Origin of the sequence: Pseudoduganella sp. R-32 (assembly GCF_049913245.1) — a bacterium.
GTDB lineage: Bacteria > Pseudomonadota > Gammaproteobacteria > Burkholderiales > Burkholderiaceae_D > Rugamonas.
Genome location: NZ_CP183987.1, coordinates 25,788 through 40,106, shown reverse-complemented (window position 1 = coordinate 40,106; position 14,319 = coordinate 25,788). Strand labels below are relative to the sequence as shown.

Genomic DNA, 14,319 nt, shown 5'->3' with positions numbered 1-14,319 from the left:
GGCAGTGGTGATCACAGGGCCGAAAGCTTTGAGCGTTGCAATGTTCCATGCCATCAGCATCCCATCGGTAAGATACGTCATGAAATCTTTCTCGGGGCGAGAGAAACATGCGGATGAAATTGTGTCGCCCCTTCTTTGGTGTGGGCCGGGGCGACGGTGCTTTTTACAGTGTGCAGTCGTTGATAAAGCTAGGCTCGGATGTCTACATTCAGGAGTATGAAGCCTTTGGCGAAGGAGACCAGTTCCTGGACGACGTCGACGACGCCAGACAAGTTGCCAAGCGCCTTCGCCCGCGCGCGGAAGACGAAATACCGAGCGATCCTGGCGTGTGTATTGATGGCGCTTTTATAGCTGATCCGCCTCACAAATACATGGTGGAAGCGGTCTCAATCGGGATACGCCTGAAGGAGTTCGCGGATGTCCATAATTCTATTGAGATGACAAAAAAGGCCGAGGAAGGTTGGTAATTGGGATGGCTTCGAAGTCGGAGCCCGGATGCCCGAACAAAAGACTGGAGACGAACATCACGAATTCGAATACGTGAGCCAGGGGGAACCAAAAAATCCTCTGCTGCCAGTGTTGGATATTCAGATGCAGACCGGAGTTAAAGACAACGTGATTGGCGGTGTTAGAGCCAGCGATCTCTGATCGCGAGGCCCTTTACCTATGGGAGAAGGTGTTGAGCTCCATCAGGCTTAGGCTAACGAACTAATGCTGCACTGTTCAGGCAGGAGAACTTAGTCCTTCGTATTGATGGCGTTGGCGAGCCATGTAAATGCGACCAGCTCTTGTTCGAGGCGCAAGTTTTTTGCCAGTGCGTTCCGACGTAGAAGGTCGTACACCTCGCGCTCCTGCTCGGTCAGCAACGGCATCTCATGAGAGACAGGACTGTCCTCGGTTGTCCATGCGTATGAATGCGCTACCAGGGTGTCGCGGTCCATGAGGAACGACCTTGCATGCGGCAAGCGTTCTCTCAGTTGATGCAGGATCGCGAAGCCGTGAGTATCAATATCTCCCCAGTACCACACCGGCACTTCGTGTAACCATACGGTGTCCGCCAACATATCCCACCCGTAGCCGGCGCCGAACAGTACCATGCTGCCGGGAGTGGCAGGAAAGGCAAGATAATTGATCTCATTCTCCGTCACAAAAACGCGCCGGACTGGAAGCGACAGGCGGGCAAATGTCGCCGCATCCACGCTGATATCCGCCCCGCTCTGGTTGGGAATGACGGATAGTTCGGAATCGAGCATCCGGAATCGCACCCGTGGAGGTTTGTCCAAGAAGCCATAGCGCCGGGCAAAGCCCGCCACGCCGGGGAATTGCCGATTGACCGACTCCGGCGGCAGTGCCAGGTCGAGCAGCTCGCCAAGCACGCCGCGGTGCGCCTCGATGAACTTGGTGTGCACCCCCGGCACCTCCGCCTGGCGCAGGTAGATGCCGGGTTGAGGATGCTGGCTGCGCCATTCGACCACTGCCAGCAATTGGGGCCAGGCATCCGCCAACTCAAGGCTGCGCAGCGGCTTGCGCAGAAGCCATGGCTGCAGGATGGGAAGCCTGACGGTGCATAGCTCCAGCATCTGGCGGAAGCGCGCTGTGGCCTCGCGTTTTCCGATCAGGGCTAGGGCATCGTCCAGGCTATCCAGCCACGCTTCGCACGGCAAGCTATTCTGGCCGAAAATGCGGTGATTGAAGCTGCGCATCTCAATGCGCACATGTGCTGCCCCATGCAGCGCGCCGGCCCACGCGCGCACTTGCTCAAAGCTGGCGGCGATCTCACCCGAGCTGGGGCACTTGAGCTGCAACCGCCAAGGGAAGGACTCCCCCTGCCCGGCTGCAGCGGACAACAGCAGCCCGCGCTCCCATAGCCGCAGCACCTGCGCGCGAAGGTCGGCGGCGGTGGTCCAGCTCATTTGCCTGCCGCCTCCTTCTCCTCGCGATAGGCTTCGATGGTCAGGTTGCGCAGGCGCGAGTCCCGGCCATGTTCGTTTTGCACGAAGCCGACGCTGGAAACGAACGGTTCAATGATATGGATCTTCTGCAGCGGCGTCACGATCAGCAGTTGCAGGTTGAGCTGGGCAAACAGCTGCAGGCCATATTGCGCCGATTCGTCCGAGCCGCGCCCGAACGCTTCATCGATGACGACAAAGCGGAAGGAACGCGATCGGACCGCCCCCCATTCCAGCCCGAACTGGTAGGCCAGGCTGGCCGCCAGGATGGTGTAGGCCAGCTTTTCCTTCTGCCCGCCGGACTTGCCGCCGGAGTCGGAATAGTGCTCATGCTCGGAGTGATCGCTGCGCCAGCGTTCGGCCGCGCCGAACGTGAACCAGTTGCGCACATCGCTTACCTTGCTGGTCCAGCGACGGTCCAGGTCTGTCTGGCCGGTGCGTCCGCGGAAGCGGTCGATGATCGCTTTCACCTGCAGGAACTTGGCTTCCGAATACAAGGCATCCTCAGAGCCGGTCAGGGCACCCTCGGTGCAGGCGCGCAAGTCGCGCTGGAAATCGCGGATTTCCACGTCGGGACTGAGCTGGCATTCCAGTTCGATGTAGCGGCCCGGGTTGTAGTCAATCTGCGTCAGCGAATGGTTGATGTGCTCGATCTTTTCCTTGATCGTTTCGCGCTCACGCGACAACTGCGCGTTGAAGTTGGCGATCTCGTTGATCGTGTTGACGTTCAACAGTTCCTTGAAGCGCGCTTCGAACTGCGGCAGGTCGTCGCGCATCAGCTGTGCCAGCAGGTTGCGGTATTCGAAGTCCGCATCGATATTGGCGTCGAACTCGCTGGTCTCCAGCTTGAACTCGTCTTTGAAGGCCATCATGGCGCGCGTAATACCGTCGCGCAGACGCTTGACGGTTTTGTCCTCGGCGTCGATGGCAGCTTGCAGCCAGCCGCGCACGTCCTGCTCGCGGTTGTCGCAGGATTCGACCGTCAACTGATGCTCGCCCAAAGCCTGGTCGCGATAGGCTGCCAGGGTTGCGCGCTGGGCGTCAAGCAGTTCCGCCGGTGCCGCCGCCAGGATTTCCTGCGCTTGCTGGCGCAGCACCTGGGCTGCCTCCTGTTTGGAGGCGACCGCGCCCAGCGCCTTGCCGCGCTGGCCAAGATCCGCCTCCAGCGCCGCCAGTTCGGCCAGCACGGCCTGCAGTTGCGAATTCAATTGCTTGAGAATGTCCGATGCCGCTTCCAGCTTTGCATACTCGTCCTGCAGGCGTGCGATCTCGGACACCAGGTCGGTCCAGGCCAGTTCGCGAAAATCCTTGAACTCCTCCAGCTTGCCCAGCGCCTGCAGCCGCTCGCGCAGTTGCTCACGCTCGCGGGCCAGGCCGGCCAGCGCATCCGCCGTGGCCTGCAGGCGTTGCTCCAGCTGCCGCAGCTTGCCCTGCAGGGCCGCGATCTTGCCGGCATTCGACCAGCCCAGCACGTACTGGGAGCGGTCGTCGATGCGGCGCCGGTCGTCCTTTTCATGGCGGCCGGTAGGGTCCTTGACCTGGCCCGCCGCCGTGATGGCGCGCGGTTCGCGGCGGAACTGCTCCTGTGTTTCGCAGCAAGCCACATTGAAACGGTGCGACAGCTCGTTCTCCAGCCACGCGTAATACGGCGAGTCTGGCTTGATGGCCAGCTTGCGCACCAGCGAATCCGGATGCAGTTCAGGCAAGTTGCCGGCGCGCGGCGCATTGACGTGGAAGTAGATGAAGCGCCCGCGCAAGTGCGTGCTGTCCACCCATTCCGCCACCCGCTTGTAATACTTGTCCGGCACCAGCAGCGACAGGCCGAACCCACGCAGCAGGCGTTCCGCCGCGCCTTCCCAGTCGCGCTCATCGTCGCGCACCTGGATCAGCTCACCGGCGAAAGGCATCTCGTCTTCGTCCAGCCCCAATGCCTCGCACAGTGCGCTGCGGATGCGCACCTGCTGGTCGTCGATATTGCTGCGCCGGGCTTGCAGGCTGGCGATCTCGCCGGCCAGTGCGGCATGCTCCTCGCGCCCTTGGCGGAACTGGTATTCGTGTTCCTGGCGCACGTTGTCCAGGTTCGCTTCCTGGGCGCGCGCATCCGTCGCCAGCGCCGCAAAGCGCTGCCGTTGCTGGATAAAGCCATCCTCGTCCTGTGCGGCCGGCTCGCCCGCCAGTTGCGACAGTTCGCCGTAGCGCTGTGCCTTGGCGTGCCGGCTGGCGCGCTCACCCTCCTTCTGGACAATCTCCGCGCGCAGGCGCTCCAAGCGGTCGCCGCCGTTCTCCGCCACGGCACGTTTCAGTTCGTCCGCCTGGATCTGCTGGGCGGCGCGGCCTTCCTCTGCCCGCCGCACCTGGGCTTCCAGCCGCAGGCGTTCCTCTTCCAGGTTGTCCAGCCGCTTGTCCAGCAAACCGGTTTTCAGCTCCGCGAAGAAAGGGCGCAGCAGCTCACGGCACTGGCGCATCTCCTCCACCTTCCGCACCACGTCCAGGTGGCGGTCACAGTCCTGCACCAGCGGCTGCAGCATGGCAACCTGCTTCTTCGCCTTGAGCACCGCCTCGTGCGCGCGGTTCAGGTCATCGAAGTGGGAAATCAGCGCATCGATGCGCGGCGCCACTTCGAACGGCTCCAGCATATGGCTGCGCACAAAGTCGGTCAGGTTGCCGACCGATTTCATCGACACCGTTTGGTGAAACAGCTCCATCGCCTGGTCGTTGTCGATGCCGAAGCGGCGGCGGAACCATGCCCCGTACTTGGGGAAGCTGTCCTCTATCTCGGCGCCGAGGTTGCGCAGCTTCTTGCGCAGTTGCGCCATGTCGCTGCCGAATTGCGAAAAATGTTCCTTGATCGACAACGCCTGCTCGGCGCAGACGAAGAAGCGTGCCGGCGTGCTCTGCGCATCCTTCATCCAGAACACCTGGGCCAGAGTCACAGTCTGGCCATATCCTGTGTTGCGGAACACACCCAGGACGACCGAATAGCTATTGTGGTCGCGCAGGCTGACTGGCTTGGATGCTCCGGTGGCCTCGTTGCGCTCGGACTTGTAATGCCCCAGCACATAGGAGCGCAGCGAACGCTCTTTATTGTCGGCGCCGGCCGCCTTGTTGTAAGCGATGCGGTTGGCGGGCACCAGCAGGGTGGTCACCGCATCCACCAGCGTGGATTTGCCGGAGCCAATGTCGCCGGTCAGCAGGCCATTGCGCCCATCCAGGTCCAGCGACCAGACATGCTTGTCGAAGGTGCCCCAGTTATAGACTTCCAGGCGCGCCAGACGGAAACCCGATTGCGTATCGTCGTCCTGGAATTCCAGGTCCATGCTGGCCGTATCAAGCATTGGCTTCACCTGCGGGGTCCGGCGCCAGTTGCTTGCGGTACGCATCCAGGCGGCTGTCGAATTCCGCCAGCCACTGCGCATCGACAAAGGCCTTCAGGATGCGCTTGACCTCATAGCTGGCCGGCCCGGTGCTTTGTTTTAGCACGCGCAGGAAGCCAAGGTCCACCACCTTGTTGATGTGGGTTTCGATCTGGTCCACGATGCGGCTTTCGTTGCTGCCGGATGGCATGAACAGCGCCACCATCTGCACGATGTCGTCGCGCGTCAGCACCAGCCGTGTGCCGCCGCTGGCGTCGAACTCCGCCAGCTTCTTGCGCAACAATGCCAGCAACAGGCTGACCGGGAACGAAAGCGGGCGCCGCGCCATCAGCCGCGGCATCTTCGACTCGCCTTCATCTTCGCTTGCGGCCCTGGGGCGCAGGAAGGCATAGCCTTCCGCTTCGTCCAGGGCCAGTTCCAGGCGCAGGACCGCCATGTAGTCGCGCACCTGCGACTGCAAGTTGAGCAGGTCGCTCCACAAGCGCTCGTCCGCTTCGCGGTACAGGACGCCCTTGAGCAGGGTGATCGACAGCACGGACAACTGGTCCGGCGCGGCTTGCTGCAAATTATCCATTGCTGGTTCTCACAAAAATCACGCGCGGCAGGTGCGCGCGGCGCAGCGCAATGCTGCCGTCATGGTCCACACTACGCCAGGAAATGAGGTCGCTCTCGTCTTCGTCCACCACAGTGTGGAAGGCCCCGCCATCCAGTTGCAGGTAAGCGATCAGCTCCGCCAGGCCGTGCTGCAGCGGCTGGCGTTCGCACAGCTCGCGCAGGCTCACTTGCGATTGCTGCTGCAAAGCCTGGCGCACGTTGCGTGCCAGTTGCTGTTTGTCGATCACCACCTGCTCGTACAGGGCCGAAGCATCGAGGGCGCCATCGCCCGCCAGCAGGGCCGCAGTGTCGAACTGCGGCTTGATGGAAGGCGTATGCAGCGGGCGTTCCATGGGCAGTTCGATATCGGCAGCGCTGTCGTCGAGCCACATGCATTCGCCCGGCGGCGGCGTGGCGCGCAAGGCCAGCGCCTTGGCCTCAATGCCATGCAGGATATCCATGATGCGCCGGTTCTCCAGCCAGGCCTGGTCGTCCAGGAAGCGGCGCAATTGCTGCGACAGCTGCGCCACAGTGCGCTGGGTATGCTCGCCCGCCTCCAACCAGTCGTAGTGCACGCGGCGTGTGCGTACATCCGGCTTCAATTGCGCCACCGGCTCCAGCGCCAGGACGCGCGTTAACAGGTCCGTCAGCTCTTGCTGGCGCGTGCTGGACATCAGGAAGTCCCAGAAGGCGCGGAAGCTGCGGCCCTGGTCCGAATCGGCGATGGCGTCGCGTTCGCCCATGATCTCGCGCAGCAGCGCACCCTTCGCGCCGTCCCACAAGGCGATGCGCTCACGTACGCTGCGGTCAAGCTGGCGGAAGTTATGCTCCACTTCGCGGAAGTCGGTCAGCAGCTCGCGCGCCAGTTGCTGGAATTGCTGGAAGCGGTCCTTCAGTTCCGTGTCGTTCAGCACCTCGACGTGGCCAGCGCGTACCAGCGCCATTTCCGCGTCCAGCTCGTCGCGCCGCTTTTGCAGTTCGGCCAGGCGGCGCTCTGGATTGACTTCGCTGCCCTCGCTCATTTGGCGCAACAGGTCAAACAGGGTCAGCAAGCGCGATTCTGTGCCGACAAAGCTGCGCTCGGCCAGCGTGCCGAGCCACGCGATCGCCTTCTCCGTCGCCGGCATCAGGTCGAACTGGGGCTCGTCCGAGCCCTGTCGATAGAATTTGCGTAGCCATCCGTTTTCCGGCTTGGCCCAGGCGTTGAGGAAATCTATCGCCGCGCCAGCGTAGGCGTCCTGCCCGATGCGCTCGCGCAGGCCATAGAGTTCGTCCTCCAGCGCTTCAGCCAGGTCGGCGGCGCCCATGGTACGGATATTGGGCGCGATGAAGACCCGCTGCAGGAAGCTTACGATCAGCGGCGCATTGCGCGCAGCCAGCAAGCGCCAGGCGGGGTGGTTGGCGCGCAGGCCCTCAAGGGTTGCGTGATCGAGTTTCACCGTTGGGCGGTAGAGTTGGGGGAAAAGCAATATTGTAAGGCATGGCCGGGTGTGCGATACACAGGCCTCCATTAGGGTGCATACATCCATCTTTTGTTCGTAAAAAGGTGAATCTATGCATCAAATTGATGTAGTATGCGTTAGGCCCATACAGTTAGCTTTCCCGATCATGCGACGCGACCAGAGCTTCAATTCCACTGCAGTTCAAGATGCCGCTCAACGGTTGGGCGACCGCATCCGTAAGGCGAGAAAGGCGCAAAAGCGATCATTGGCCGATCTCGAAAGGACTTGCCGCGTTCATCGACAAACGCTGGCACGCCTCGAGCAGGGCGATCCTGGAGTGTCGATTGGCGTATTGCTTAGCGTCCTTGAAGCGTTGAGAGAGCTTTCGAGCGTTGAACTGCTCGTAAACCAACCAAGTGTGCCGGCACACTTGCGATCGAGCGATGATGTTCCTCTTGAGCGGGACTTCTAATGCCGATTCAATCTTGTGTCGTTTTTGACTGTGCGAATCCTGCCAACCCAATTCCAGTTGGCCGCTTTGCACTCGATGGGCATGGGAACGGACGGTTCGGGTATGGATTAAAGTATTTGCAGACGGCCCACGCGTTCGCGCTTGATCCAATCCATGTGCCGTTACAACAACCTGAGATGGCAATTCCACGGAGGGGAGACTCCTCATATGGTGTTTTCTCCGATGCTGGCCCTAACGCATGGGGCGCCCAACTCACGCTCAAACTCCTTCGTGAATCTAATAAATTAGCGCCCCAGAATGCTGTGGAGTGGTTCCTCAGCTCACTACACCATGGGTCCGGTTGCCTTGGATTTTCAACCGACCACCATACGCCACCTCAGCTTAAAGCCGATATCCAAAGTTCGCGTGCGCTGACAGCGAGGGCGTTGCGGGAAATGGAGGCCTACGCCATCGACCCGGAGGCGAAATTTGATTCAGAGACGGCTCACTTGCTATTTCCCGGAAGTGGCCTGGGCGGAGTGCGCCCAAAAACAGTGGTCATCCACGACGGAACGGAACATATCGCTAAATTCAGTCGACCCGACGACCTGTTCGACGTTCCCGCAGCTGAATATGCGGCACTGAGACTCGGCACCAGGGCAGGTATCAATATTCCCTCGTTCGAGCTGATCAAAATCAGGGATCGATCGGTCTTGCTCGTCGAGCGATTTGATCGCGTCGGCGACAGACGTATTCACTACGCAAGCGCGCATAGCTTCCTCGACCCTCGCCCCCTTAGTCACGACGGTCGAGAATATGTGACAAACTTCTCATACGCAGGCATTGCCGAAATTTTGCGCCCCTACGGCTTGGACGCTCGTGCAGACGCACACGAGCTATACAGGCGCATGATCCTCAATATCATGGTGGGTAACGTTGACGACCACCTGCGCAATCATGCTTTCCTTATGCTTCAACCAGGTCAGTACCGGCTCTCTCCAGCATTTGACATCGTCCCGCATCTCGAAGCGCCAGGCCGGCCGCAAAGTATCGGCGTCGGTGAGCTCGGGCCGGCGAGCACCATTGCGAATGCACTTTCCCAATGTGGCCGGTTCCTGCTGACCAAAGAGGAAGCGCACACGATCATCGACGAGGTGAAAGCAATTGCATCGACGTGGCGCGACGAGTTCCGGGAAGCTGGTGTGGCGCCGCGTGATATCCATGCCTTGGCTGGTTGCTTCCATGTCGCTGATGAAGCCGATCGTTTGCAAGTACCAGTCCAAATCGCTCTCCCAGGCGATGAAGGTCCGCAGCCGTGAGCATGATTCATGTGCAGCATCGCGCCTGGCAGAGTACCGGCTCGACGTCCCCAATAATCGAGGATCAAGATGAGCGAGGACCAATACTATGAATTTGCAGTACTGGATCGGCCACTCAGCAAGGCTGAGCAAGCCGAGCTGCGGTCTTATTCAACCCGGGCCACCATCACCGCCAGCAGCTTCAGCAATACCTACCATTGGGGCGACCTGAAAGGCGACCCGTACGAATGGATGGAGCGCTATTTCGATGCCCATGTCTATTCATCGGACTTTGGGCAATGCCAATTCATCTTGCGCGTTCCCAAGCCGCTGTTTTCGCCGAACGAAGCTATCCAGGCAACCGGGTTCGGGCGAGACCGGGGCTCTTATGGCTGCAGCGCGTTTTCCATTCATGACAGTGGCCACTACTGGCTGTTGGACTGGTCCTACACCGATGAAGAAGGATACGACGAACGCTTTCAATCGGACGAAGATGGACCGGGCTGGATGGCGCGCCTGGCGCCGCTGCGCGACGAATTGCTGCGTGGGGACCGGCGGCCGCTGTACCTGGGCTGGCTCGGCGCCCTGTGCAGCGAAGAGCTTGACGACGACGACCTGGAGCCGCCGGTTCCGCCGGGCTTGCAAACCTTGACCGCGGCGCAGCAGGCGCTTGTCGAATTCCTGCAGCTTGATCAGGATTTACTTGCTGTTGCCCAGTCCGCAAGTGAAGAAGATGCCGGCGCCGACATACACGCAGCGATGCTGGAAGAGTGGATGCGCGACCTGCCCCCTGACCAGATGCGCAGTGTCGTTCGACTCATCATGACCGGCGCGCCGCAACAGGCCGAGCGGGCGCTGGAATTGGCTGGCGTAGCGGACCGTGCGAAGCAAATCTGGCAGGAGATCGACGCTTGCTTGCGCGCCGGCTCCGGCGCCGCCTATGAACGGGCACAACGCGCCATACTGGAACTACACGAGGCACTCAAGGCTGGCGGACGGGCGCCCGAGTTCCAGCGCGGTTTGGTGAAACTGTTGTCCACTCATAGACGTCGGCGCGCCTGGATTGAGCGCTTGCAGCGCGTGGGATTGATGTAATCCGGTCTCAGAGCATGCCGAGCGCCAGGTTCCAGGGCCAGCCAGTTTGCCCGCGCCTGGTGGTGCGCTGCTGCACAATCGCTTTGGAGAGTTTGTCGTCAATCATGCCTGTCAGCGTATCGAGCCGCTGAACGATCTTGCCCGCGTCAGCGCTGTTTGCCGCCCACAGCAGTTCCTCCTTGCAGGCCAGGACTCCGGCACGCTCAATTATCACTTGTGATTGGTTGTACAGCCATCGCAGGAAGCGCACCGCGCCATTCGGTGCCAGCCATAGATCGCCATACATGCTGACGTACTCGGCAGCAGTCGATGGCTCATCGAAGTTGCTGCCGTGATGAATCAGGAGTGGCAGAGGCTGGCTTTCATTCAACAGCAGCTCGGCAATGTAGTGATTAGCAGCGAAGCCGCGGCGGAATGCGGTCGCGGCAGCCACCCAGTTATCGTCGATAGCGTGGCACAGGCCCAGTTCATACCAGTAAGGCGGATAGTCAGCGGCGTGCTCTTGCAGCGCCACCGCAGCTTCTTTACGCATGCCGGCACGCAGCAGTTCTGAGCCAACCACGAAACGCGCACCCTGGTTGTCGTTTGGGTTACGAGCCAGCATCAGGACGGCGATCTCCGCCGCCTCCGTGTGCTTGCGGCGACGTGAGAGGCAGAGCAGCGCGATATGCAGCATCCGCAGGTACGCGCGGTTTTCCAGATGGCCCCATTCGACCCTGCCGGAAAACCCTTCCGGCATCATGTCATGGGCAGTGTCCAACCCTCGCTGCGCCGCTTCGAGCGCTTTGACCGGCTTGCCGAGGTCGAAATAGTTCGATGCGAGGAAGACGTGTGCATCCAGCAGCCATGGAGTTTGCTGCAGCTGCTGTTCAAGCGCGGCCTGAAAGCGCTTCTCGCTCAAACGGCCTTGTTGCCACAGGTCGGCAAGCTCGTCGACCTTTTCACCGGCGACTCTCGTGGCGTTGCTGGAATAGTCGAAGGCACCGGAACGGTCTGGGAATATTTGGAACTGAATGGACATGGCAAATGCTGTCTGGATTGCAGCCGAACTGGGGAGATTGCGATTCGGTCGCTATTGTAAGCGGTTAAGGTCATTGCTCACGATGACTGACACCATGCCGTGCAAGCACTAGGACTCACTGCAAGCCAATAGTCAAACGTCGCCCGAGTGCCCTGGCAGTCTGCTCAACGAAGTCCAGCTTGGAAGAATGACGCAAGTCAAACAGGCGATCCACTTGTGGCTGGTGCACATTCAGCATTCGCGCCAGGTCCGCTTTGCGCAACTGCTGTCGCTGCATTTCATTCCAAAGGAGTACCTTGGCAGTTTCCAGCGCGGGAAGAGCGACCGTATGTTGGCCCTTGGCCAGCGCAGAAGGCTGCGGTACCGGACGGCGCGCATCGAAGTAAATTTCCAACGCAGTAATCAAGGCGTCGACCGCTTCATGCAATGCTTCCTCGACAGTGTCTCCTACTGAATTAGCTTCAGGAAAATCCGGAAACCCAACCAGAAAGGAGCCGTTGCTGTCGGGGGTCAAAGTGACGGGGTAGTTCAACTTGGATTTGGTCCCTCAAGTCGAGCCAATGCGTTCATTTCAGTCCGAGGTCATTCTTGATCTTCTTGACCAATCCGGTACCGATTTCCTTCGGTCCGTGGTCGGGAAATACACTTGTTCGACCATTCAGATCCACTTTGGGATGGCTGCCACGGCCGGGTGAGAAGACGGCGCCTTGCCGCTCCAGCCAACGTCGGAACTCGCTGTATTTCATGGCCCTAAGCCTGATAATACAACACTTCTGTTGCATCTGTTGGCATGATGTGAACTTGGTTGCCGTTCGATATTGCCACTGGCAACTATTCACACTTTTGTTCAGGATCAAGTTCGCGAAACAGAAGAGCCGGAGCGGACTCGATTACCACTCTCCAAAAAGACTTCCACCTCAAGGCCTTTTGCAGTAGATCAATGTCGGCGGCCATTACGGATGCCAACATAGACTCTCGCGTCAAACAGACGACGGGAGCCCGCTGGGGGCAACGTCCTGCTGAGTTTCTTGCAGCAATACAAGGATCTGATTACCGCCGTCCATTGCAACTGTGTCAGACGCATTGGACGCAAATGCTGGAAGACGTGCCTGTGCAGCAACGCAAGGCAGCGAGTCAATCCGCCGCAACCCTGGTTACCACATCCTGCATGCCTCCTTTGACGACTTCATCGCCCAAGGAGTAACGGAATTCGAGGAGCCCTTATGGCAACGCAACTTGCAGTTGATCTCAAGTCCGGTGGTATGAAGGCGAACGGGTTTGCGACCCCAACAGAAGACCGTGCGCCACAAAAAATGATCGTGCCTCCTAGGCGCGTGATACCAATCGTTTTCTTGCCCGGCATTATGGGTTCAAATCTTCGAGTTAGCGACCAACGTCAAAAGGAACTTGGAAATTCCAACAATTCAGTATGGCTTCCCGATAAGGTAGGTGAAGTCGGAAGTCTACTTTACACAGGGCCTTGGCGACGGCGGCGCGTGTCAAGGTAGTTGTCGCCCGATTCAAGCAGCAATTTGCTGAGTATGGCTCTCCTTTGCACTGGTGGAAACGACGTGATCGCGCTCTGGGTTCAAGGTAACGGCGCCACAAGGTGCCCAGTTGCGCGTATTGCCCGACCAGCGGGCCGGATGGCGCGCCTGGGCAGCCAGATAGAGCTGATGCCGCGCTGCCAGAATAGCCTTGTCTTGCCCAGCATGGCGCTGTGCGGGGCTGACATAGCGAATGCCGCTGTGTCGATGTTCGACGTTGTACCACTGCACAAAGCGGGCGGCCCAGTCGCGCGTGGCGGCCAGATCGGCGAAGCCACCCGATGGGAATTCCGGGCGATACTTTGCGGTGCGGAACAGTGCCTCGGCGAACGCGTTGTCGTCGCTCACACGCGGGCGCGAGTAAGAAGGCTTGATGCCCAGCCAATGCAGCATGGCCAACACCGTGGTCGCCTTCAGTGTGGCACCGTTATCGCCATGCAGCACTGGCTTGTTGCGGTTCATAGCGACGCCTTCGGCCAATGCGGTGCGGCGCACCAAGTGACTGGCATGGTCGGCATCATCCTCGGCATGCACCTCCCAGCCAATGATCTTGCGGCTGTAGAGATCCAGGATCAAGTAGAGGTAAAACCAGCGGCCCGCCACCCGAGCCGGCAAATAGGTCATATCCCAGCACCAGACCTGGCCGGGCGCAGTGGCGATATGTGTGGTCGGCGGCCGCTGCCGACGCGGCGCTTTGGCCCGACCGCGATGGCGAATCTGACCATGGGCGCGCAGGATACGACTGAATGTCGATTCGCTGGCCAAGTAGACGCCCTCGTCGGCCAGCATGGGGACGATGCGAGCCGGCGGCATGTCAGCAAAACGCGGTTCGTTCGCGGCGGCCAAAACGGCAGCGCGTTCGTTCTCCGTCAGCGCATGCGAAGGCAGAGGGCGTATTGCCGTCGGCCGGCGGTCGCCGTTTTCCAAGCCGCCGTGCGCTTGCCAGCGTTGCAGGGTGCGCGCATTCAAGCCGACTGTGGCACATGCCTCACTCAGGCGTGCACCGGCCTGGCAAGCGTCGGCGATATCTCGGGCCATGACTTGGCGATCTTCGAGTCCGATCATTCGTCCTCGGCCTTGTACTTGCTGAAGATCGCCTCGGCTTTTTTTGATAGCACGAGCAAAGCTGCAGTCTCCGCTAACGCCTTGTCCTTGCGGCGGATCTCGCGTTCCAGTTCCTTGATGCGGCGCCTGTCTTGCTTGGCCTCTGCCGCAGTCACGCGCTTCTCTCCAGGTTCGGCTAAAGCATTGATTGCATGCTCGCGCCACACTGCCAGCTCGTGCGGATAGACGCCATTACTGCGGCACCAAGCGCCTTTGTTTGCCTCGTCCATCATGGACGTCGCCAGCACCGCTTCAAACCGCGCGGCGGGCGTCCATTCGCGGCGTTGCGTCGGATTGGCCAGCGCTTCACTGCGCCAGCGTTCCAATGTCGATTCGCTCACGCCAATCGACAAGGCGACATCCTTGATCGACGCGCTCTCTGGCGGCAACAAACGCGCTACCGCCTTATCCTTAAATTCCTGTCCGTACCGTGCCACTTCACAC

At 60.1% G+C, this 14,319-nt stretch carries 11 protein-coding genes and 1 pseudogene; 4 read left to right on the top strand and 8 right to left on the bottom strand.

Going from position 1 to position 14,319, the window contains the following annotated elements; all coding sequences use genetic code 11:
* Positions 1-107: 107 nt before the first annotated feature.
* Positions 108-648: pseudogene (locus ACN9MU_RS00165) on the top strand (T6SS immunity protein Tli4 family protein).
* Between the two features lie 89 nt (positions 649-737).
* Here the strand turns inward: ACN9MU_RS00165 and ACN9MU_RS00160 are convergent.
* From ACN9MU_RS00160 to ACN9MU_RS00145, 4 genes are read right to left on the bottom strand one after another with little or no spacing between them, the layout of a single operon-like run.
* A complete protein-coding gene (locus ACN9MU_RS00160; RefSeq protein ID WP_426336663.1) occupies positions 738-1,913 on the bottom strand; it encodes a Wadjet anti-phage system protein JetD domain-containing protein in 1,176 nt (391 codons plus the stop codon).
* Entirely contained in the window at positions 1,910-5,284 is a 3,375-nt protein-coding gene (locus tag ACN9MU_RS00155) for an ATP-binding protein (protein ID WP_426336662.1), read from the bottom strand. The genes ACN9MU_RS00160 and ACN9MU_RS00155 overlap by 4 nt, the downstream gene beginning before the upstream one ends.
* Complete coding sequence (locus ACN9MU_RS00150) at positions 5,277-5,897, bottom strand: DUF4194 domain-containing protein (RefSeq protein WP_426336661.1); 621 nt, start codon at positions 5,895-5,897, stop codon at positions 5,277-5,279. The genes ACN9MU_RS00155 and ACN9MU_RS00150 overlap by 8 nt, the downstream gene beginning before the upstream one ends.
* The gene (locus tag ACN9MU_RS00145; RefSeq protein ID WP_426343945.1) at positions 5,890-7,356 is read right to left on the bottom strand and encodes a DUF3375 domain-containing protein; all 1,467 of its coding nucleotides are present in this window, start codon (positions 7,354-7,356) and stop codon (positions 5,890-5,892) included. The genes ACN9MU_RS00150 and ACN9MU_RS00145 overlap by 8 nt, the downstream gene beginning before the upstream one ends.
* Positions 7,357-7,471: 115 nt before the next feature.
* Here ACN9MU_RS00145 and ACN9MU_RS00140 point away from each other — a divergent pair, with 115 nt between their 5' ends.
* The 3 genes from ACN9MU_RS00140 (at position 7,472) to ACN9MU_RS00130 (ending at position 10,203) form a co-directional block, all read left to right on the top strand.
* On the top strand, positions 7,472-7,831 hold the full coding sequence (locus ACN9MU_RS00140; RefSeq protein ID WP_426336659.1) for a helix-turn-helix domain-containing protein: 360 nt from the start codon (positions 7,472-7,474) through the stop codon (positions 7,829-7,831).
* A 434-nt stretch (positions 7,832-8,265) separates the two neighbouring features.
* The gene (locus ACN9MU_RS00135; protein WP_426336658.1) at positions 8,266-9,129 is read left to right on the top strand and encodes a type II toxin-antitoxin system HipA family toxin; all 864 of its coding nucleotides are present in this window, start codon (positions 8,266-8,268) and stop codon (positions 9,127-9,129) included.
* A gap of 69 nt (positions 9,130-9,198) precedes the next feature.
* Positions 9,199-10,203 carry a hypothetical protein gene (locus ACN9MU_RS00130; protein WP_426336657.1) on the top strand — a complete coding sequence of 335 codons (1,005 nt, stop codon included), beginning with the start codon at positions 9,199-9,201 and terminating at the stop codon, positions 10,201-10,203.
* Between the two features lie 7 nt (positions 10,204-10,210).
* On the opposite strand, the gene ACN9MU_RS00125 is transcribed toward ACN9MU_RS00130, so the two are convergent.
* The 4 genes from ACN9MU_RS00125 to ACN9MU_RS00110 all read right to left on the bottom strand — a co-directional run bounded on the left by ACN9MU_RS00125 (position 10,211) and on the right by ACN9MU_RS00110 (position 14,312).
* On the bottom strand, positions 10,211-11,224 hold the full coding sequence (locus ACN9MU_RS00125; protein WP_426336656.1) for a hypothetical protein: 1,014 nt from the start codon (positions 11,222-11,224) through the stop codon (positions 10,211-10,213).
* A 115-nt stretch (positions 11,225-11,339) separates the two neighbouring features.
* Entirely contained in the window at positions 11,340-11,756 is a 417-nt protein-coding gene (locus tag ACN9MU_RS00120) for a type II toxin-antitoxin system HicB family antitoxin (protein ID WP_426343944.1), read from the bottom strand.
* A gap of 34 nt (positions 11,757-11,790) precedes the next feature.
* Positions 11,791-11,970: a type II toxin-antitoxin system HicA family toxin gene (locus tag ACN9MU_RS00115; protein ID WP_426336654.1), complete on the bottom strand. Its 180-nt coding sequence runs from the start codon at positions 11,968-11,970 to the stop codon at positions 11,791-11,793.
* Positions 11,971-12,744: 774 nt separating this feature from the next.
* A protein-coding gene (locus tag ACN9MU_RS00110; RefSeq protein WP_426343943.1) for an IS3 family transposase occupies positions 12,745-14,312 on the bottom strand; the annotation gives its coding sequence in 2 pieces (ribosomal slippage) (positions 12,745-13,874 and positions 13,874-14,312; 1,569 coding nt in all).
* Positions 14,313-14,319 lie beyond the last annotated feature (7 nt).